Source organism: Pedobacter sp. WC2501, from assembly GCF_052682415.1.
Genome location: NZ_JBQZFI010000001.1, coordinates 5447556 through 5470423 on the forward strand (window position 1 = coordinate 5447556; position 22868 = coordinate 5470423).

Sequence of the window (22868 nt, forward strand, 5' to 3'; positions counted from 1 at the left end):
AAATTGAGATGTGAGATGTGAGATGTGAGATGTGAGATGTGAGATGTGAGATGTGAGATGTGAGATGTGAGATGTGAGATGTGAGATGTGATGGCTTGATGGATGACAGCTAAAAGCCACCAAACTAATGCTCAAGAATGAATGCACGGCTATTGACCATAAGACTATGAACCAATAGCCATAAACTTAAGAACTAAAGACAATAATATAAATGGCATTACAATGTGGTATAGTTGGTTTACCAAATGTTGGAAAATCGACTCTTTTTAACTGTTTATCAAATGCAAAAGCGCAGGCAGCAAACTTTCCCTTTTGTACTATTGAGCCCAATGTTGGCGTAATTACAGTACCTGATGACAGATTAACCAAGCTGGCCGAGTTGGTTAAACCAAACAAAGTGCAACCGAATACAATCGAGATTGTAGATATTGCAGGTTTGGTAAAAGGTGCATCGAAAGGTGAAGGCCTGGGAAACCAGTTTTTAGGAAATATCCGTGCTACCAATGCAATTATTCACGTTTTACGTTGTTTTGATGATGGAAATGTAATTCATGTGGATGGTTCTGTTGATCCGATCCGCGATCGTGAAATTATTGATACTGAACTTCAGCTTAAAGATTTGGATACCGTTGATAAACGTATTCAAAAAGTTGAAAAAATGGCTAAAACAGGTGGCGATAAAGATGCTAAACGTACTTATGAAATTTTAACGATAGTTAAAGCACATTTAGAAGCTGGCAAATCTATCCGTACTGCGGCATTGGCTCAGGATGATTTCGATTTTATTGAAGATTTAGGTCTGCTTACGCAAAAACCAGTAATGTATGTTTGTAATGTTGATGAGGCATCGGTAATTAACGGCAATAAATATGTTGATCTGGTTAAAACAAACGTTGCTGATGAAAATGCCGAGGTTTTGGTGATCTCTGCTAAAATTGAATCGGAAATTGCTGAATTGGATAGCTACGAAGAGCGTCAGGAATTCTTAGCTGATTTAGGTTTAACTGAATCTGGCGTAAATAAATTAATCCGCGCGGCTTATAAATTATTAAATCTTTACACTTACTTTACTGCTGGCGTACAAGAGGTTCGTGCCTGGACCATTACAAAAGGCTTTACAGCGCCTCAAGCTGCTGGTGTAATCCACACTGATTTCGAAAAAGGATTTATCCGTGCCGAGGTAATTAAATACAATGATTTCGTAACCTTAGGTTCTGAAAACGCCTGTAAAGATGCGGGTAAATTGGGTGTTGAAGGAAAAACCTATGTTGTGGAAGATGGCGACATCATGCACTTCAGGTTTAATGTTTAACCCTACCCAACCCCCTGAAAGGGGCTTTTTAAAACAAAGATAGTATAGAGCCATTCGAAAGAGTGGCTTTTTTGTTTTGAGATGTTTTTGTCACGATACACGGAATCTATTAATTAGAGTTGACAACTTTAATAGCACAGTTGCACAGAAAGTTGTCAACTCTTAAAGTATTATAAGTGATCTTGCCACAGAGATTCGGAAAACACGAAAGATGCTATACTGTTAGGTGATATTAGCAGCGTTACAGGAATTAACTACAGTGCACACGGATAAACATAGATGGATTAATGTTTTATTCAGAGTTGACAACTTTAATAGCACAGTTGTACAGAAAGTTGTCGACTCTTAAAGTATCATAAGTGATATTGCCACGGAGACTCGGAAAACATGGAAGATGCTACGCTGTTAGGCGCGATTAGCAGCATTACAGGAATTGACCGCGGATGCACACGGATAAACACAGAATGGATTAATGTTTTATTCAGAGTTGCCAACTTTAATGGCAAGGCGACACAGAAAATTATCAATTCTTCAAGTATCATAAGTGATCTTTGCCACGGAGACTCTGAAACACGGAAGACGCTACGCTGTTAGGCGCGATTAGCAGCATTACAGGAATTGACCGCGGATGCACACGGATAAACACAGAATGGATTAATGTTTTATTCAGAGTTGCCAACTTTAATGGCAAGGCGACACAGAAAATTATCAATTCTTCAAGTATCATAAGTGATCTTTGCCACGGAGACTCTGAAACACGGAAGACGCTACGCTCTTAGGCACAATTAGCAGCGTTACAAGAATTAACCACAGATGCACACGGATAAACACAGATAATGAAGCGCTGTTTCTTTTTAACAATTATTTTGCCATCTAAACCCGATTGACAGTGAAAGCGCCTGATCCTTCATCAGGCCTTGAACAGAAAGCGGGAACAAACTTTAAAAAAGCTTCTGTAATTGCTTTTCAAATACAAAGAACTATTTTGAGATTGAAGCACGGAAGAATCATCGTTGCAACGATGATAATCTGCAAATTCGTCATTTCGAGCGGAGTGCAACGCAGTCGAGAAATCTAACTCAATAGATCTCTCCATTTCGCTGCGCTTCAGTCGAGATGACGATTTCTCTTCTAGATCTCTAACCCATAAGCAGCCAATTGCACTTTTGTATCCTCGTAGCTACTGTGATGAATGCCTTTTAAACCTAAACCTTCGGCAACCTGTACAAATAACATCCGGTCATCGATGTATAAACTTGTTTCTACATCGCTCTGCGAAATATCAATGGCTACCTTAAAAATATCGGCATCGGGTTTGCGGAAATGCACAAAACTAGATGAAACGAAAAAATCGACAAACTCATTCAGTTTAAAGGTATTAATGCGGTATTGGTTTAGCTCTCTGCCCTCGTTGCTGATTACAGCTACTTTAAGGTTGTATTTCTTTTTTAAATCGCAGATCAACTCAATCATTTCGGGATAAGGAAGCGATTTTTTGAACATGAATTCTTTAAAATCATCGTAGGTAAAGTTCCGTTCTTCGAAAAAAACAATACGTTCCAGATATTCATCAAGCGTTAGTTTACCCACCTCATAAGTATCGAAAGTAAGGTGATGGCGTTCTTCGAGATCAACAGAATCAAGGTTAAAAAGTACTGAAGCTTCTCCCCTTGCATGCCTATCCCAACCATTGGTTAATAAAACGCCCCCGATATCGGTAAAAAGTGTGGTAATTTTCTTCTGCATGATTTAGATTTATAATAAAACGCCTTTTAAAATTAATACAGCTACACTGAAATAAATTACAATTCCAGTCACATCAACCATTGTAGCTACAAACGGCGCTGATGAGGTTGCTGGATCGAGTTTCAGTTTTTTCAAAATAATTGGCATCATTGAACCAATTAAACTGCCCCACAACACAATGCCAACCAGGGTAAAAAAGATGGTAGCTGCAATTAAAAACCAATGTGGACCATAATTATAGAGATGTAACTGTTGCCAGGTTATAATGCGGATAAAACCAATGGTGCCTAAAATGATGCCCAGCAAGGCTCCTGAAACGAGCTCGCGCCGCATCACTCTCCACCATTCGGCAATGGTCACCTCGCCTAAAGCCATGGCCTGGATAATTAATGTTGAAGCCTGAGAACCACTATTTCCACCGCTACTCATAATTAATGGAATAAAAAGCGATAACACTACTGCCTTTTCGAGTTCGATTTCGAAATGTTGCATGGCTGTTGCGGTTAACATTTCGCCTAAAAATAGCACAATTAGCCAGCCAGCGCGTTTTTTTACCAGTTTTAGGACCGGAATATCGAGATAAGGCTCATCTAAAGCCTCTGTACCCCCGATTTTGTGCATATCTTCGGTATATTCTTCATTCGCAATCCATAAAATATCATCAACGGTAACAATACCCAAAAGAATGTTATTCTCATCTACTACCGGTAAAGCCACGCGATTGTTCATCCTGAATATGTTAATTGCATCTTCCTGCGGATCGTTTGCCTTAAGTGCAATAAAACGTTTGTCGGTCAATTCTCCAATAATAGCTTCAGGATCGGCCAGTAAAACCTCACGAATCCTGATATCATCCAACAATACCCCATCTTTGTTGATTACATACACTACATCAATGGTTTCGGAGTTTTTACCATAACGCCTGATGTGCGCCAAAACATGGGTAATAGACCATTCAGGTTTTACAGCGATGTAATCGGGTGTCATTAAACGGCCGATACTATCTTCTTTGTAGCCTAAAAGTGCGAGTGATTCTTTACGCTCTTCGGGCGGTAAAAGGGTGATCATTTTTTTAACTACATCACCTTTTAATTCGCTAAAAAGTGCGGTACGATCATCGGGTGGCAGATCTTTGATGATCTGATTGAGTTTATTGCCGGAAAGTTTTTTTATGATACGTTCCTGCGTAGGAAAATCCAGGATCCTGAATACGTTTACTGCCCTGTTGAGGGATAAGGTTTCTATAAATTTAGCTGCATATTGTGGGAGTTCATCTATCAGTTCTTCAACATCCGAAATATTCAGTTGATCCAGATATTGCTTTAACGCCTTATCATTCTCTTTTTCAAGTAGTTCCTGAATTTCTTCCACAACCATTTCTTCCATACACAGCTATTTAATTTGTTACATGCCTAAACCTTTATTAACGGTTCGCAAAGGTGCATTTTTATTTCCTAAAAAGCCAACCTAAGCATTTAAAAACCGTGAACCGAACAGCCGAATTTAAAAATATGGATGCATAAAGCCAACATACAGGAATGTTTGGGAAATGATTTAATCATTTTTTAACATAAAAGAGATCTCAACGGCAAGAAGTTAATTTTATTAAGCATTTGTAGATTAAAAGCAAGCTTTTTTTTAATGAAAAGGCATTGAAAATTAAGAAACCCACAAGCTTATCACGCCAACAGTCCTGATCTATTCAACTCTACTAAAATTCCCATCATATCTCAATACAACCCATTTTCATTAGCTTCAGCATATCTGTTCTACTGTACAGTTCAGAAATAACATAAGCCACATCTTCTTTTATTTTTTCTTTACCAGATAAAAATAAACTTAAAAAAAGAAATTTATAAAAATCTTATTTCTATAAAAAGCTTAAAATAAATCAATAACAGACAAAACAAAAGAGTTTGCCCCCTAATCTTTATCAGATTACCCCTCACTACGAGCGCCTTTTTATGCTTAATTTGTTTTAACCAAGTATAAAAATGACAGATCCTGATATCCCAATTGCCAAATGGATATTACTGGTTGCAGGCAATTAAAATTGACATGACCAGTTTTTGAAATCACAAAGCTTTTAACCGATTATGAGAAACTAATTATGCTACAAAACGCCCAATTATCAATTACCAGTATACCAGCGGCAATCTTCCCTGAATTCTGAAATTAATTAAAATCATTTTAAAGCATGCATTCATAGTAAAAAAGAGGGACTCAACTAAATGAGTTGCATATGCCCTCTTTAAAATAACCAAACGAACAGATGCATATGCCTGTTCATTCACCTTTACCTAATTTTTATGAAAACAAAATTTTCTACCTCAGTTCCGTTCAGCATCTTTATGCTTGGAATTCTTTTATTTGCAGGCAGTTGCAGAAAAGCCGAGTTACCGAACTCAGACACCATTAAAGATCCGCTTTCGATAAAAGGAAAACTAAGTGCAATACCACCTAATGAAACTCCATTATCCGTCACTAATGGTACTTTTTACATCGTGAACCGCAAAAGTGGAAAAGTTCTGGACGTTGGTGGATTTCAGACTGCAGATGGTGCCAATGTTTCCCAGTACGGGGGTACAGGCGGAACAAATCAAAAATGGAATTTAACCCTGCTTTCAGGCGGCTACTATTCGATTATTGGCGTACATAGTTCCAAAGGTTTACAGGTGGATCAGGCAGGAACAGCCGACGGAAACAATGTAAATATATCTACCTACTCGGGAGCAACAAACCAGCAGTGGCTATTTACGTCACTTGGCAACGGCTATTATCGTATTGTAAATAGGAACAGCGGCAAGGACATTGAAGTCGCCAATCAGTCTATCGATGATGGTGCTAATGTGGATCAATGGAGTTATGGGGGCGGAGAAAACCAGCAATGGTCTTTACTAACGGTTAACGCAACCGGCCAATTGAGCTGGGTACTTAACAGCACCGGAGTACCTGCCGATGTCGTGACGCGCATTACCAATGCCATGAATGATGCCTGTTCGAGGTATAATGCAGGTGCTAACTGGCCGTCGCGCACGCTTACTGTACAATATAACACAGGTGTACCCACAGCGGACGGCAGTACAAATGGAAATATACGATTCGGTGCGAACACCAGTTACCAGAATGTGCGTACGGCAATGCACGAAATTGCACATACTTATGGGGTTGGTTTGAGCAGTGGATGGACATCGAATACCTCTACAGGCGACTTCCTAGGCACCAATACAACCGCACTGATTAAAATTTTTGATGGTCAAAGCGCTGCAATACATACGGGAGGCGGGCATTTTTGGCCTTACGGCTTAAACTATGACAATGAATGGAGCGAAACAAATGCCTTCAGACATGTAAAATTAGTTTTTGCCATGCGATCGGACGGGATGTAGCACAACAGACTACAGATCTTAACCAGACGACCGGCCAGATATCGGATTTAAATATCTGGCCGGTCTTTGGACAATTAATTTCAGGCGGATCTCAAACCAAGATCTAGTTTTTCGCGTTTATAGGTTATGGAAAACGATAATATTCAGGAATACTTTACTACTTATATTGAACTACTTGATAAAATCCATACCCTTGGCCATGAAATCGATGCATCAGTTATTGAAACCGACATACAGGATATCATCGAAAAGAGGTCGAAGTACAGGACGAGAATGCATATGGTGAGTAATAAATTGATTATGGCATTAAAGGATAAAGGTAACAGATATCCCGTCTATAATGCTTTGGCTCAAAAAAACACGCTGCTTTCCGTGATAGATGGCAAATTGGAATTTAATGAAGAATGATAGCTCATTGGTAGAGCGCACTACAAATTGCTGTTCAACTGCATACTAAAAACCTGGGTATGCGCGAAACGCTTAATTAGAAAATCGATAATTCGCCTGCACGCGTAAACGCCTCTACAACCATAGGACTCTGGCACCGATCGGTGTCAGCTTATCGTCACTAAATGTACCTTTTATATACAAAACGCTGATATTACAGGGGATTTTCGGGATAAAGACTAAATGAAAATAAGTGTATTTTTTTATTCAAAATGCAAAAAAAATAAGTTTTCAAATCCTATATTTGCAGCCTTGCTCCCGTAGTTCAATGGATAGAATTATGGTTTCCGGTACCATCGATATGAGTTCGAATCTCGTCGGGAGCACCTCACGAGACAAATCAGTTTTTACGCTGTTTGTCTCGTTTTTTATTTTACGCAACCATCTGTTAATCAAATGCGCATATCCGATCTCTTCATTCAATTGAATATTTCAGGGCAAACGGTACGCACGGATCTTTAGATCAGAATTTCTTCTCTAAGCAATTTCTTGTTAATTTTTTAAGTCCATGTCAAATAATGGGCTTGGCCATTTAGATTCTACTGGATTTAATCTTTGATCTGTCGAATTGGATTTGAGTGCTTTAGGGTTTCTTTTGAAGGATATTTAGTTTTTCTTGTAAATCATCCTTTAATGATCTTGTGGAGAGCTTTAGATATTGTTTTTGAACTGGATGATTGGGAATGTTTCCTGGCGGCAGGAACTTTAAGTTCTCGTGTAGTCTGATCATTGTTCTGCCCCTGGCTCACTGCTTCTTAACTTCTGTCAACAGCAAACATTGGCGGAAATGCTATAATTTATACGTGCTAGGTTAATTCAGGAATGGTAGTTTCATCGACTATAAAACTTCTCATTAGACCCTCTTTGAACATATCTTTGAGTTGCGTGTTCCATTGATACGTATCATTTGTTAACTTATTGCTCAAGACTTTGAGGGTACAATTCAAAAAACCGTACAGCTTTCGGGCGTAGACCTGATATACTGAAAAATCTACTTCAATCCCAAAATCATCAGCTACGCCTTTTTCCCAGATCTGCCCTTCCATTGTTTTAAAGAAACCCACAACTGATTGAATATAAACATCCCTGCTGTAAATCTCCTCATCACTAGTCCCGCCTTCCGTCCATATCAAAAAACCTGTGGTGACCTCCCTATCCAATCCTTCAAGGAGATAGGTTACTTTGACAATATATGCCCAGTCATAGTAAGACGAACACACTTCTATCTTGCGATAACTAAATTTACGGGTTATCGATGGACGTTCCTCATACAGGTATCCCGTCAGCCTGTCCAGGTTGGTTTCGTCAAAAAGAAAATCAACCAGCTTGATTATTTCCTTGTTGGAAAAGCTGAATATATCCCTGCAGTAAAATTTGGTAGTTTCCATGACCGATACGTTATTAAGTATAAATTTAGAATTTTATAAGCATTTTTATCCTATTCAACCAATTGTTCGTATTCATGTTTATTTCAACGAAGTTTGAAGTGAAATGCGGCACCACTTTGAAAACTGAACGAGCGGCCATCTCCCTTTAAATACTTAGCTATACTCCGCTGGAGGGATCGACTGCATATTTTTTACATTTTTCTTGACTTCTAATCCATTTATTCGCGAACTTTATTACTTATCTTTGTTGCCTATTTTATTCTAAGTGAAAGCTCCACGTCCAAAACTCCGTACCGAAAATTCCATGCATTCTTCGGGGCTTTTTCTCAATGAAGGAGCTATTGAGATTTTAAAGGAGAAGGATTATTGTGTAGAAGATCGTTTGCTGGATGGGGATGCCCCAAAACAGTTTATCAGGGTTTATAGATTTTTACCCAATAGCAGTATCCACAGAAATAATCCAAGAACCTGGATCCCATACATTGCCAAAACAGCTGAAAAGTGGTATCCCCATGAATCTGTAATCGAGTTTATGATCAATAGGATCGGTCAGGTTTTAGGACTTAACATGAATGAGGTTGAGCTATACCGGATAAACAGTCAGATCAGATTTCTCAGTAGGTATTTTTTGAAGAATAATGAGACGCTGACGCATGGTGCGGAGATCTGTGGTGAATACCTGGATGACATACCCTTTGCGAAGGAAATTGCCAATGAAAAGAAATCTTCCCGTGAACTGTTTACTTTCCAGTTTATCGAACAGGCAATGGCTGCCAAATTTAAGGGGGAGAGTCACGGATTGATGTCTGAACTTGTCAGGATGATTATTTATGATGGCTTGGTTGGAAATAATGACAGGCACTTTTATAATTGGGGAGTCATAACAAATACGAAAAAGCTAAATACTGTGCCGCGTTTTGCTCCACTTTACGACTCTGCAAGAGGTTTGTTATGGAATAACAGTGATGACTGGATTGTAAATAACCTTCAGTCGATGAGCCGGGACGGGAAAAAAGTTGAGCGTTACATAAACGAGGCATGTCCTAGGATAAGTATAGATGATGACAGCGGCATTGACCATTTTGGATTAATTAGTTATCTTAAAAACTATAATGCTGATTACAGCGTTCTTATAAAAGAAATGTCTTCATTTGATAATGAGGAGCGGATAATTGAAATGTTAAAAATTGAATTTTTTCCTTTTTTTATCAAAGAAAGATGTAAATTAATAGAGTATATTGTTAGAGAAAGATTTAAACGAATAAGGGAGTTATAATATGATCAAATATTTTAAAAGTCTTTTTTCAAAATCGGAGGAACCTCATTCAAAGATTGAAGTTCATTTACCAAAAGAAGAAAACGCTACGTTTGAACTTCGGGTAGATAAGTTGGTTATTGGGATCCTTCATTGTGAGAATGGAGAATGGGAATTTAAATATACAGAAGCTTTTAAGCAGCATCAGAATGAATATAACCATATTGCAGGTTTTTCAAACCTCGATAAAATTTACCATAATGATACTTTGTGGCCGTTTTTCCAAACCCGCATTCCGGGATTAAAGCAGCCTGCTGTAAAAGAGATATTGAAAAAAGAACACATTAATGAATCCAATGAACTGGAATTATTGAAGCGTTTTGGACAGAAAACTATTTCGAATCCTTATGAGCTCGAACTGGTTTAAAATGTAATTGAAAAATGAATATTAATCCTCAGATGAAAATCTGGGGATTTTTTTTGGTAATCTGTTGCCGTTGGTATCTTTATGCGGTTAGCTGAATTTGCACCAAAAAATCTGATTTACCATTCGAAGGGAAACATTTGTTACAGGAAATATTTTTCCGATTTTCCCCATAAACTAAGTTGATCTTGCTGGGCGGAATATGTGTATATTTGACTTTGCAGCTAAAGAGTGTATCAGCTTAAATGCAGAATGCGCGTACAGTTCTTCTGAAATACGCAAATTAAGATCATTTCCCTAAAATAAGTTTATCTGCACTTAACTATGATCTACCGAAAACTAATTACCTGCCTAATTGTAATTATGGTTCTATTTTTTCCATTTTGAGAACCAACACAATACTTTAAAACCGGTTTGATGCAACTCGGCAATATTATTCTTAAAGCTATATTTCAAAGCTTTGCTGATCCTTTAGCTAGTGGCTATAACCTACATAATTAACATTTTTCGGGAATGGCTGACCCCGCTCATCATTACTACAAGATGTTGTCTTTAGAAATAACTGAGCAAGAACCAGGCTTAGTCAGGTTTGTCTGTCACATCCTTTCTTTTGAAAACACCGAGACTGAAAGTCCCTGAAACATACAAAAATCTCGCGTTTGCCTTGTCACCACTAGAAATCAAATTGTAGCTGAGACTGAGCGCACTCAAAAATTTGATATTATTTTGTTTGTAGATCCTTGCCGGAAGAATACTCAATCCAATTCCCGCGTTATGCGAAGTTTTTTTGAAGTCATTTGTGGTAACAAAATAGTATGGGGTAGGTACCAGTTGGATATTGGGAAAAGGGCCTCTGAGAAGCACCTCGTGGATAGCAAAAATGGGCAATGCTGCAGATAGGCGAGTTATGCTTTTCGCCTCAACCGGTCCGAGATAGCAGTCTGTCGTTCCGTTGGATGCTACATTTGCATCTGAAAGAAAGTCAGGGGTTTTCAGCTGAAAACTGGTGAGCTTGTCTACGTCCACGGCGTGTCGATAGCTTCCGGAAAGGGAAAGGGCATAATGGCTGCCCTTGAAAATATTTGTCACCACTTTCGCACCTGGGTTCCACCTTCTATATTTTGAAGGCGGAAGGGCCCCAAACAAAGGATCATATGTCTTGAAGTTCTGATAGTCTACAAATCCGGCAACGCTAAGGGTATAATAGAATCCTCTCTTGAGGTCGGGAGCTTCAAGGTAATCGATTGCAATATTATACCCGATTTCGAAATGCGGGCTGACATTGGTTTTCTTAGAAAAGATCAACGTATTCTTGGAATTGTCCACAATGTTAACATTATAACTCAACATGTGGGTCTTAAGCATTGTACAAACTTTTTCCCCATCTGCTTTGGTAACATAGAACTGGGTCTGACGGATCTTCCATATAGGTCCTGAAACCCCTATGTTTTTTGAGGAAAAACTTGGTGTAGTGAGCGAGGTGGGAAAGGAAACCAATGTCTCGCTTTTTTTATCGCTTAAAATGTCCTGCGCACTGGCGCATACAGGAAAAAGCCCCGTTAGGAACAATAAAATAATTTTGGGAGCATTCATAATCTTAGATGGTATTAATTAATAATACCTAAATATAAAGTAAATGTCTTTGAAAGACGCGGATTTACCCATTTAAATTATTCATTTAAAAAATTAGTAATCAAATGGTTACCACACACCTCTAATTCAAAAAGGAAATCGATTAGCCCACCTAAGCTATTACAAAAAACTACTCGGTAGAGAGAAATCAAAAATGGACGAGATTGTCGACTATGCGGCCATAAGAACCTTAAGAAATGTAGGTCACAATCTTGCCAATGAGCAATGCTGTTGAAAATTGCAAGAAATTGAAAATGACTGCACTATACGGCAATCAGAGCGGAAAGTGTGGAAATGAGCGTGAAATATGATGCTAAAGCGTTATTAAGAAAAGAATTTATGGACATATTTCAGCTGTCTAACTGGATTTAGATGCCCATCAGATTTGACCAATAGGCAGATAAAAAGCAAAAAAATTAACTCAAAAATTTTTAAAGCCCATTATCCTTAAATGAGAAAAATTCTACTTTTGATACAATCAACTGATCCTTAACAACAATATTCTTATCTTCTCCCAATTTCCTGAACCTCCGGGCAATAAGCTCTTCCTGATTTGTGGGAAGGACTTGTTTATGGGGATTATTTTGTCCTACAATTACTTTTGTAGCATGGACCTGACTTAATACATCAAATACTGTATCAAAGTCTGTAGGTCTAAGCTTCTTTTTTGTATCAAAGAAAATCCTGTGCGTAATGCGGTCTTCTTCGTTAAGAACTAATGCTTGATACCCTCTCACAGTGGCAATATTTGCCTTGTCCCAATTTTCAAGAATTTCGAAATATGCATCATCTGCATCCTTAATTTTCTTGCGGCCCTGGATTTCCTTAATCTTGTAAGTCAAATCCTCAATAGTAATCCAACCCTTTTGAGGGTTTATTTGATTTTTACTTTTAGAAATTGTTTCAGTACTCATAGCGAAAATTTAATTATACAAACCTTTCAGGACTGTTGTGCATGATATCAAACGAATGGTATTCACTAAATTTAAGTCCAGATCCAAGACCTGTATTAACGAGATCAATATAACATTTATTATTGTAAAGTTTATCACTGTATTTGTCACCATTTAAAACTATTGGATGGTATTCAAGGTCTGCCATGAAAAGCTGCTCGTGCTTAAGCATATGCTCAATGGATTTCACAAAACCTTTTGCGACAGACAATATTGCCTCTTTAACGTCGGCTGCATCAAAAAAGTGTTCATCTGTTGAATCTATATAGAGGACAGCATTAGTTGAGGTACCGGTATGATGAACGCCTTCTGCATCTACGAAAGAAAAATCTGACACTATCGGAATCGTTAAAAATGACTTAGGATCCTTTATTTCGTTATAATAACTTTTAAGATTTAGCAATGCGACAATTTCTTCAAAGGCCTTTTCATCGTTTCTAACAATCAGTAAAGGTTTTCCGGTAGTAAAAGAATAGCCGATATTCCCTCGATCTAATTTATAGACCCGTTTTGCACTGCCATCCCCGCTCATTGATCTTGTTCCAAAGAAAGATGTAATCTGCTGAAAGAAAAGATCTCCCTGGACATCGGTTACCCTATAAATTGAAGTCCTATAGTCCTGTCCGGATGCTTTAAATTTTTCCAGTACGGAATTGAGCACCGAAACAAAACTGGTACATACTGATAGCGTTTGTGGCGTCAAGTACTCTACTCGCTTTTGTTTCTGCGGTCCCTGTTCATCTTCAGCCAGGGTTCTTTGAGCATATGTAAAGTGATTATTGATCTCAGCGATAGTCCACCGCGGTTGAACAATGCCGTATGGCAATATTTTTATCTGTGCTGTCTCCAACAATTTCAATCTGTTTTTTTGTTGTTCGGAAAAAGGCAGCCCGTTGATGATAGCTGATTTAAGCGTTCCATGGCGAACGATCAGGTTTTCCTTTTCAAGCAGATTGTCGTTGAAATAATATCTCTTTTCAGCAATTTTCATAACAATTCTACCCCCTTCATATTTGAAGTGATCTTCTTCTAGGATGTATGCCAGAAAAGCATTGAGCAGGGATATTTTTTTAAAATCCAGGGAAGCTAGAAAAGTTGGTTCGCTGCCATTGAGTGTCACGTGGATATTCTCCCTTATCCTGTCGGCATCTTTTAAAGCCTTCAAAATATAGGCATAGTCATTTTTTACTATTAGGCTAAACTGATAGACCAGAAAACCGTCTGGAATTTCTTTATGTTCAAGGGCAGCTTTTTTTACTGCGGATAGCTTTTTTTTCAGATTTTTGAATGCTGTTGGATTAGATTTAAATACAGTGAGTATATATTCATAACTAAAATCATAAATCTTTAATCTGAAGAGATCAATCAATCCACCATCCCCCAGACCGGATATCATGTAATGATTGTTTCCGTTCCTTAAATTGGACTGGCCTATTGAATCATTGCGCCAATAGGAAAACGTATGGGATGCTGGATTTACCCCACCTTCGATCCCATACCCAACAGCATAGATTAAAAGATCACAAAATACAGGCACCGTTCTTTTATCACCTCCAACCTGTTCAAGTGTAATTTTTATCTTTTTTTGACTTTTGTTTTCATTTTTTTCGACCTTGACAGGTTTAGTGCGCATGTACTCTCCATAATTTATGGAGTGCTCCTCTTTTATTTTCTTAAAATTCTTAATAATCTGTTTTGATACGTTGGAAGCGGTATCATACTGCCAGCTAAGCACCGGAAGTTTAGCGTATGGAAATAATGATCCTGTATCCGGCCACTCATACATATTGGGATGTATTTTGCGTGTATCGCAGCCTGATTGCATATGAAGGTAATGTGGCTCCTTTTCAAATAATCTCACTACGAGATTAGACTTGAGGGCAGCAGCAGCAAATGTAAGACCAGCAACGCCGCCACCAACTATTCCGATGGTAAAGCCATCTTCATCTAGCCTTATCTGCTTAGAACTGATTAAAGCATTAAATATGTTCAATGCTCTAATCTGCTGTTTGTAGACGGTAATCCCACCTTGGTAGATACCGATAATATACTGTCTGTCTTCAATCTTAAACAGTTCAAGATACTCCTTATCATTCAAATCTTTACTCTCTTTTTGGGAAACAAGATCAAGAAATGTTGGATCAGGCACTGTAGCAGCAGGCAAGGCTACGTCGAGTGGAGATTCATAGGAACTCCAGTCTTTTCTTCCCACATATTCCAATAATGCAAATTCTGTATTTGCTGCGAAGCCACGGCCCCTATCTATTCCAAAAAATCGCGTTAACGTTTTTTCACCTATTTTGCGGTTCGTGAGCCTATAGATTTCATTGGATAAAATCTTAAATTTATTAGGGATATCTTCCTTTATGCCGGATTTTTCAAGAATCTCCTTTTTAAGTTCTTCGAAATACTTTTTTTCCAAATTTTTAATTCAACATGGTGAGTGCGCCAATATAGCTGGCTCAAATTAATAATTAATCACGACATTTTCATTGATCTGTAGCGATATATAAGTCTTTTGGCAATCATCCGAAGTTCAAGCTTCTTCCAAGAATTAAACTCGTTTACATTTCAAAAGTTTTTATAAGAGTAACTTCCATCTTCAAAAAGATATTTGATCATTTCACTGAGTATTTCAGGAAAAATAACCGTTTCGATCTTCTGATCAAACTTTTTTCGATATATCCTTCGTCTATATTTTTTCAAATTAGCGCAAAATAAGAGGTTCTAAGGTAGCATCTCTATCCGGGACAGCTCCTTGTTGATCTAGCTAGTGATTTTAGTCAATCATGCCTTTTTTTTGAGATTTTGAGTGTCGATTATGATTGGGGTGGGCATTTCGGTGAAAATGGCAGCCCGTTCCGCGTTTAAGCGGTGTCTTGTCCTAAAATAGCTTGTCGCCAAAAATTGCTACAAAGATCAAACTAATGTGTTTTGAATTTACTTTTTAAAAACGAGGGAGAACGCAAGTCTTATTTCGAAATTTTCAAGTTAGATATCCTCTTCAACTCATCAACAAAAAAGTTCGTTAATCGTCTCGTTACGAGCACTTAAGGAGACAACACATTTTTGTTATCTCCTTTTTTTACATCTATAAAACCTGTTTCACAACAACTTAACGCACCAATAATTGGTGTTCGATTTTTAGTTTAAAATTACCTGTACCTTTTTAGAACTGGTTCAAAAAATGCTTAAAGTATTGTTCAATCGCCATTTCGAGGAGTTCGATTTCTCTTTAGGATAGTTGATTTTTCAGCATCATTGCTAATCGGACAGTTTTTTGCCTTTAGCTAAAGAAAATCAAGCACATACGTGCCTTAGAGCTAGAAACCACAATGCCATCCTTTTCAAAAAGTAAAACATTTATCTAAAATCATCATAGTCCTGAATTGATCGCCTCCTAATTTGTGGAAGACAAGGACATATTAAGTTTATTGTCGGGGGCCTTGCCAAAGTGGCTGGTGTACCATTCAATCAGCTTAAGAGATTTAAACTGGTTATTTCCATTTACTCCTCTAATAAAACGTTTGGCAGATTTAGTTCCGTTTTCACCTCCCATTGCCTCATAAAGAACATAATCTACAATAATTTTATCATCTGGCTTGGGGCCTTTATAAGCCAAAATCGCTCCATCTTTCCCGATGATGAACGGTGCCGGATCGCCAATCTTCAAAATCTTATGGAATTTGGCAGACGAAGTATCATCACCTAATTTATTGGTTGATGAGGTATCTGAACCGACATAAAGACCGGCAAAAATTACGTCCGGATATTTAGCAAAGCGCTCCTTTAGCAACCTGTATGATTTTTCTTACTGAACTGATAGTTTCTTATTTCCCCAAACATATAGATATACCGTTTTCCCCTTGTATAAGCTACCAAATGAGTGATTACTTCCATCTGCTTCTACAATTTGTATATCAGATATATAAGTATCAGTATAATTATTATAGTCTTTAACCAGGAGTTTGGCGATTCCTTTCACCATCATTGTGCAGGAACTACTAAGGAAACAAAGGACGATAATAAACAGGTAAGTGGATTTCTTCATCTTTTTTAAAGCTTGTTTGACGCTGGGAATATGTATTCGAATTAGTTTATACAGGAGAGACGACAAGAATTGATTGAAGGTTGCATCAATATTCTAAAATATTTTATCAATGGTTATTAGAAACAATGTCGGGTATCCATTCAGGGATATCAACTCAACACCTTCGTTCAATCCAGGTGTTTATTGGTTTAAGATTCGCTAATCCTTTTTAAAAGACCTTATTGGCTTTTACTGCATTAATCCTAAATCGACATGCGAAATACATGATAATAGAAATAGCTTCTGTATTTTCCTTTTGATGAGCTATCAGTCAGATTTTTTCCGCAAGAAGAGCATAATAAGAATCCGCGTAAAGGAAGTTCTTCATGGCTTATCATGCTTCCCCGGTTATGGAGCTTCTACCATACATTATATATTTAACTAATAGTGCCCCCCTCCATTTCAGCGCAAAGTGTCTCCAAATGGATTGCCGAGTAAATACAATTTAAAATACAAGCCGCCCTGAAATTTGTTGAGGCGGCTTGTAGATTATTTACTTTTCAGCTCGCTAATTGGAGCAATTAATGCAAATGCTTTATGTACTTTTTCCACTTCCAGTTCTTGCGGCAAAGAGAATTCAGCAGTTTGTTTTATATTTAAAGATGATGAGCCAATAGCCACTTTGTAGGTTCCAGTTTCAGCAATCCAGGCACTTTTACTTTCCATAAACGAGGCTAAATCTTTCGGAGACAGGGTTAACTGTAAAGTTTCTGACTGGCCAGGTTTAAGTAGCTTGGTTTTAGCAAAGGCTTTAAGTTCTTCAACGGGTTTATCAATATTTTGATGTGGTGCTGAAAGATACAATTGTACAATTTCTTTACCGGTAACCTTGCCAGTATTTTTTACCGTAATGAATGCGGTTAACTTTCCATTAAAAGTTTTGCTACTCAATTTAAGGTCGGCATATTCAAAATTTGTATAAGACAGACCATAACCAAATTCAAACGATGGTTTTACCTTAAATGTATTGAAATAGCGATAACCTACATAAATCCCCTCTTCATAAGTCACATTTTCCGGATTTGGGATAGGTGTACCCGGCCAGTTTTTAGCCGATGGTGTATCTTCATATTTTATGGGGAAAGTCATCGTTAGTTTACCCGATGGATTTACTTTTCCTGAGATAATATCTGCAACAGAATTCCCTCCCTCCTGGCCTGGCTGCCACGATAATAAAATCGCATCAACTTTATCTTTCCAGCTAGCAGTTTCAATTACCCCACCAATATTTAAAATCACCACCACTTTTTTCCCTTTTGCATGGAAAGCCCCGGTTACGTTATTAATTAGGGTTACTTCATCTGTAGCAAGGTTAAAATCGTTATCAACCGTTCTATCCCCTCCTTCACCGGAGTTTCTGCCAATCGTAATAATGGCCAGTTCTGTAGTTTCTGCTTTTTTAGCAATGAGTTCTTTATTTAATTCAAGTTCTGGTAATCTTTGTGGCAAAGCCAAAATACCTCGTTCTTTACGGCTCTCCAATTCTGCGGCTTTTTCTTTTGCAACAAATGGAGTGTACAATGTTTTCAGTTCGGCATCTAATTGATAACCGCCTTTTTCTAAACCTTCTATCAAGGAAACGGTGTATGCCTCGTTTACATCTCCACTTCCAGTACCACCGGCAATAAAATCATAAGAAGTTACACCAAAGGCCGAAATTGCTTTTGCCTTGGCAGTATAGGGCAATAAGTTATTGTTGTTTTTAAGCAAAATCATTCCTTCAGCGGCAGCATTTCTGGTTACTTCTGCATTGGCTTTAAGGTTAGGCTTGTTGCTATATTTGTATTTGGCTATGGTTGGCGATTTAAAAACCAATTCTAAAATCCTCTTGAGATTGGTATCAACTACAGACTTAGAAAATTTTCCGTTTTTCATGTTTTCTAAAATGGCTGCTTTTTGCGCAGGAAGCCCCGGCATGAGCAGGTCGTTACCAGCCCCTAGCTGTGCTACCACATTGCTTGTTCCTGCTTTTAAAGCATTGAAACCAGCGTAACCACCAAACCAGTCGGTCATTACAATACCTTTAAATCCCCATTCATCACGGAGGATATCGGTTAAAAGATCTTTTCTTGCAGAGGTGTAGGTTCCATTGATCAGATTATAAGATGACATCACCGTCCAGGGATTTGATTCTTTAACGGTAATCTCAAAACCTTTCAGATAAAGCTCCCGCATGGTCCTTTCAGTGATGTGCTCATTGATGGACAGGCGATTGGTTTCCTGGTTGTTTGCCGCAAAATGTTTGATCGAAGTACCAACCCCGTTCGATTGGATACCGTTAACCATCGCTGCTGCAATTTTACCGGCAATTAAGGGATCTTCGGAATAATATTCAAAGTTACGTCCATTTAACGGGTTGCGGTGGATATTTAAAGCAGGTGCCAAAAGCACATCAACACCATATTCTTTCACTTCGTTACCCATGGCTTTACCAACACTTTGAATCAATTCTGGATTCCAGGTCGAAGCCAATGCAGTACCCACGGGAAAAGCGGTACAGTAATAGGTATTTTTATCGTTATCACGGATGGGTTTAATACGCAGGCCGGCTGGGCCATCGGCCACAATAATTTCGGGGATGCCCAACCGTTTAATTTCGTAAGTACCGCCCGCAGCACCCGGCACCCGGCCTTCAATGGCTCCAACAACTGGTGTAAGTCCGTCAAAACCAGGCATTCCCGTACCCATCAGCATAGATGCTTTTTCTTCATCGGTCATTTTGCTGATCAGATCATCAATCCGTTCGCTTATCGGAAGCCTGTAATCTTCATATTTATCCAGTTTACCGTTGCTGTTCATATCTTCAAAGGTAAAACCGTTTATGGTTAAGGTTGAGTTTTTTCCATTTGTGGAAGCATTTTTCCAGGAGATATTGGCAAATACCAATACCCCCATCAGCGAAAGTTTAAACACCCCGTTAACATGGTTCTTTTTCATAATCTATATTTATTAATTCATTAACTTTTGATATTTCAACCAATCTTCAAACCGATCGGCCCAGCTATCTACAGGTAGGTTTTGTTTGCCCATACCAAAGCCATGGCCACCTTTTTCGTACATATGGAGTTCTACAGGATAGCCACCATCAAGCCATTTATTGTATAACTGGATGCTTCTTGGTGCAAGCTTTAACTGATCATCGCTGGCTGCACAAACAAACATTGGGGTAACCTTTTTCGGCATTTGTTTTTGCAGCAAATCAGCCGCAGGGCCGCCATAAATAGAGGCTACAAAATTTGGAACGTACGTTGTATTATTGTTTAACACCGTTTGCATGGCAACCGTACTGCCAGCAGAAAAACCAATAATCCCGATCTGGCTGGCTTTTACACCAAATTTTGATGCATTTTCATAAACATATTCGAGTGCCTTTTTACCATCCTCTGCAGCCAATTCAATTACGGGTGCAGTCTGTTTTTCAAAAGTGGCACGATCTTTCAACTTATCCATCATTTCTTTTGCAGGGTCGTTAGTGATGGTTTCTACCAAACGGTATTTTAGCACAAAGGCCGTAATTCCTTTTTCGCTTAACCTTTTGGCAAGGTCTATTCCCTCTCTGTTGATGGATAAACTCTGAAAACCTCCCCCAGGCGCAATTACAATGGCTGTACCGGTATTCTGAACGCCTTGCGGCACTTTGTAAACCAATAAAGTTGGCGAGGTAACGTTGTAAACTACTTCTGTTTTAAACAGTTCGGAATAGGTTTGTGCCTCCTTTTGTTTCCAATTTTCTGATCCTGGGGCAACGCCATTGTATAATTTAACAGTTTCTTGTGCTTTTACCGACACGGAGATACTTAAAGCGACTAGCATTATTAAGCTAATTTTATTTTTCATGATTTTATATTTTAGTGAACTGAATTAAAATGAACTTTAAACTTTTCATGGTTTCACAACTTTATACTGCGCTGTTCTGGCATCTTTAATTACACCTTTCCAATTTAAGCCGTAGCCAAAATCGTAACGGTTGCCTTCGGTATCCTGATGCGGAACCAGATCGAACGGCACATCTTCTTTTTGCTCTTCAACGGTTTTCATATCCGCTGGCATCTGTACCGGAAGCAGGCCTGATGGCTCTGTGCTGCCAGAAATAATATCCAGAACAGCCTGTGTTGATACACCAAAATTTAGTACAATACCATTTACCACCTTTTCGAATTCATTAAAGACCATTGGTTTTGATGCCGTAACCGAAACAATTACTGGTTTCCCTTTCATCATTTCTTTGGTATCTAAAATGGTCCTTAAATCCATAGTATTGGCAGCGGTAACCGTTTTGCCTTTGTAATTGCGATCTTTAATGGTAGGGTCGATTACCTGATCGCCAGCGGCAATACTTTTTGCCCTTGCATATTCTGCGGTGTAAGTGCCATATTGTAATGAAATTGGCACATAACCATTGCTGCCGTTATTCCTGTTGTTAATGTCGTAACCACCTTCGGCACTCTGCGGACTGGTTACAAAAACCAGGGCAAAATCAGCCTGATCGGGATTATCGGTTACGTTATAATATTTTTTAACCAACGCTAAATTTACAGGATAATCTAACCTGGCAGGTGTGTAAACTCCCCACCAATCTTTGGTAGGAGCCGAATAAATTTTAGGGATATAAACGGTTTTCTTTTCTTTAATTGGCAAAATGTTTGCCTTGTTTTTTAAGAGTATTACTGATTTAAGCTGCGCGTCATATCCAGCTTTCATAAACTCGGCATTACCTACAGTAGCTTTAGTTTCAGCTACATTTAAATAAGGATTTTCGAAAAGCCCTACTCGGAAAATGTTTTTCAGTAAACGCACTGCCGATCGTTCAAAACGTGCACGCATAAATTTCTCTCCATATTCTTTAACGCCCATTTGATAGGCTTCCAGAACCGGTTTTTTATCGTTGTTACCACCAAACTGGTCAACGCCTGCCATTAACACCTTGTAATGTCTTTCTGCAATACTTAATGCTTCAGCTCCCCAAGGCTTTCCTGCAAATAGGTTTGGCGTTTTACCCTCATCTCCGGTAACCAGCCAATCGGTGCACACAACACCATCATAACCATATTTATCGCGCAGCAGATCGGTTATGATATATTTGCTGTAACCATTGGCTACGTTTTCATTGTACTTTTTATCCTGATCGAAAGTGATGGTATAATAGGGCATTACGGCAGAGGCCTTACCTGTTTTTCCATTTAATTTAAATGCACCATTTACAAAAGGATCAATATGCTGCTGCAGGTTATTGCCTGGATAAACGGCGAATTTTCCATAAGCCCAATGCCCGTCCCTGCCACCTTCTTCTGCCCCACCACTCGGCCAATGTTTAACCATCGCATTTACACTTTTGTAGCCCCAGCCATCTTTAATTTCATGCTTACCATAAGAAGTTTGAAAACCATCAATGTAAGCCCTGCCCATATCGGTAGTTAATAAAGGGCTTTCGCCAAAGGTCATGGCAATGCGGTACCAACGGGGTTCACTACCTAAATCTATCTGAGGAGATAAAGCTGTAGCAATGCCTAGTGCGCGGTATTCTTTTGCGGCAATCTGGCCAAACTGTTGCACAATTTTTGGATCGAAGGTAGCCGCCATGCCCAAACCATCGGGCCATAAAGAAATTTTGCCTCCGGCACCTGCATTAAATTCGCTGGTAACTAAAGCGGTATTTCGTGGATCGGTACTGTTGTTCGCGGGGATCCCCATACCGATTCCTTCTACAAAGGCCTGCGCATTGTTGTTCCAAATGGCAGCCACTTCGGGCGTTTGCACACTGGTGATTAAAACATGACGAAGGTTATCATTCTTAAAAAACTGTTTCTGTTGATCGGTTAGATCAGAGGCGCTGGCCTTACTTTCCGGAAAAACCTTGCCATTATAGGTACCTGCATTATAACCCGAAATCCCTGCCGGCATGGCCTGATGACGGCTGTATAACATTAAACCTGCAATCTGCTCAACCGACATTTTTGAGGCCAGATCCTTAGCCCGCTCATCGGCAGATAAACGCCAGTCTTCATACCTGTCCAGCTTACCGTTTTTATTTAAATCCTTAAATTTTTTACCCCCAATAGTTAAAATTTTAAGGCCTGAGGCTGATGAATAACCGAGTGTTGCACCATTGTTATTTTCTACCAGCGTAAAACCATCCTTTTGCTGTGCATTTACCGCAAAACAGGCTAAAACTCCCAGGGTTAATGTTGTTGTAATTTTTTTCATCTGTTTATTATTTACATGTGGCTCTTTC

Annotated in this window: 16 protein-coding genes and 1 tRNA gene; 6 read left to right on the forward strand and 11 right to left on the reverse strand. The window is 38.7% G+C overall.

Going from position 1 to position 22868, the window contains the following annotated elements:
- Positions 1-211 precede the first annotated feature (211 nt).
- Positions 212-1312 carry a redox-regulated ATPase YchF gene (ychF, locus tag ACUN24_RS22895; protein WP_445564617.1) on the forward strand — a complete coding sequence of 367 codons (1101 nt, stop codon included), beginning with the start codon at positions 212-214 and terminating at the stop codon, positions 1310-1312.
- Positions 1313-2443: 1131 nt separating this feature from the next.
- On the opposite strand, the gene ACUN24_RS22900 is transcribed toward ychF, so the two are convergent.
- The gene (locus ACUN24_RS22900; RefSeq protein WP_445564618.1) at positions 2444-3058 is read right to left on the reverse strand and encodes an HAD hydrolase-like protein; all 615 of its coding nucleotides are present in this window, start codon (positions 3056-3058) and stop codon (positions 2444-2446) included.
- Positions 3059-3067: 9 nt separating this feature from the next.
- Positions 3068-4444 (reverse strand): magnesium transporter, encoded by a 1377-nt coding sequence (gene mgtE / locus ACUN24_RS22905; RefSeq protein ID WP_445564619.1) that lies wholly within the window; start codon positions 4442-4444, stop codon positions 3068-3070.
- Positions 4445-5367: 923 nt separating this feature from the next.
- Here mgtE and ACUN24_RS22910 point away from each other — a divergent pair.
- From ACUN24_RS22910 to ACUN24_RS22920, 3 genes are all read left to right on the forward strand, one after another.
- Entirely contained in the window at positions 5368-6447 is a 1080-nt protein-coding gene (locus ACUN24_RS22910; RefSeq protein WP_445564620.1) for an RICIN domain-containing protein, read from the forward strand.
- A 126-nt stretch (positions 6448-6573) separates the two neighbouring features.
- Positions 6574-6855 (forward strand): hypothetical protein, encoded by a 282-nt coding sequence (locus tag ACUN24_RS22915; protein WP_445564621.1) that lies wholly within the window; start codon positions 6574-6576, stop codon positions 6853-6855.
- A gap of 293 nt (positions 6856-7148) precedes the next feature.
- A tRNA-Arg gene (locus ACUN24_RS22920) sits at positions 7149-7220 on the forward strand.
- Between the two features lie 480 nt (positions 7221-7700).
- On the opposite strand, the gene ACUN24_RS22925 is transcribed toward ACUN24_RS22920, so the two are convergent.
- Positions 7701-8282: a hypothetical protein gene (locus ACUN24_RS22925; RefSeq protein ID WP_445564622.1), complete on the reverse strand. Its 582-nt coding sequence runs from the start codon at positions 8280-8282 to the stop codon at positions 7701-7703.
- 265 nt (positions 8283-8547) lie between these two features.
- Here ACUN24_RS22925 and ACUN24_RS22930 point away from each other — a divergent pair, with 265 nt between their 5' ends.
- Positions 8548-9558 carry a HipA domain-containing protein gene (locus tag ACUN24_RS22930; protein ID WP_445564623.1) on the forward strand — a complete coding sequence of 337 codons (1011 nt, stop codon included), beginning with the start codon at positions 8548-8550 and terminating at the stop codon, positions 9556-9558.
- 1 nt (position 9559) lies between these two features.
- On the forward strand, positions 9560-9964 hold the full coding sequence (locus ACUN24_RS22935) for a HipA N-terminal domain-containing protein (RefSeq protein WP_108200118.1): 405 nt from the start codon (positions 9560-9562) through the stop codon (positions 9962-9964).
- A gap of 576 nt (positions 9965-10540) precedes the next feature.
- On the opposite strand, the gene ACUN24_RS22940 is transcribed toward ACUN24_RS22935, so the two are convergent.
- The 8 genes from ACUN24_RS22940 to ACUN24_RS22975 form a co-directional block, all read right to left on the reverse strand.
- Positions 10541-11554 (reverse strand): hypothetical protein, encoded by a 1014-nt coding sequence (locus tag ACUN24_RS22940; protein WP_445564624.1) that lies wholly within the window; start codon positions 11552-11554, stop codon positions 10541-10543.
- Positions 11555-12024: 470 nt separating this feature from the next.
- A complete protein-coding gene (locus ACUN24_RS22945) occupies positions 12025-12507 on the reverse strand; it encodes a JAB domain-containing protein (RefSeq protein WP_445564625.1) in 483 nt (160 codons plus the stop codon).
- 13 nt (positions 12508-12520) lie between these two features.
- Entirely contained in the window at positions 12521-14968 is a 2448-nt protein-coding gene (locus ACUN24_RS22950; RefSeq protein ID WP_445564626.1) for an NAD(P)-binding protein, read from the reverse strand.
- Between the two features lie 978 nt (positions 14969-15946).
- Positions 15947-16342 (reverse strand): hypothetical protein, encoded by a 396-nt coding sequence (locus ACUN24_RS22955; RefSeq protein WP_445564627.1) that lies wholly within the window; start codon positions 16340-16342, stop codon positions 15947-15949.
- A 15-nt stretch (positions 16343-16357) separates the two neighbouring features.
- On the reverse strand, positions 16358-16597 hold the full coding sequence (locus ACUN24_RS22960; RefSeq protein WP_445564628.1) for a hypothetical protein: 240 nt from the start codon (positions 16595-16597) through the stop codon (positions 16358-16360).
- A gap of 528 nt (positions 16598-17125) precedes the next feature.
- Entirely contained in the window at positions 17126-19573 is a 2448-nt protein-coding gene (locus ACUN24_RS22965) for a glycoside hydrolase family 3 N-terminal domain-containing protein (protein ID WP_445564629.1), read from the reverse strand.
- 12 nt (positions 19574-19585) lie between these two features.
- Positions 19586-20473: an alpha/beta hydrolase gene (locus tag ACUN24_RS22970; RefSeq protein WP_445564630.1), complete on the reverse strand. Its 888-nt coding sequence runs from the start codon at positions 20471-20473 to the stop codon at positions 19586-19588.
- Positions 20474-20518: 45 nt separating this feature from the next.
- Positions 20519-22840 (reverse strand): glycoside hydrolase family 3 N-terminal domain-containing protein, encoded by a 2322-nt coding sequence (locus tag ACUN24_RS22975; RefSeq protein WP_445564631.1) that lies wholly within the window; start codon positions 22838-22840, stop codon positions 20519-20521.
- Positions 22841-22868 lie beyond the last annotated feature (28 nt).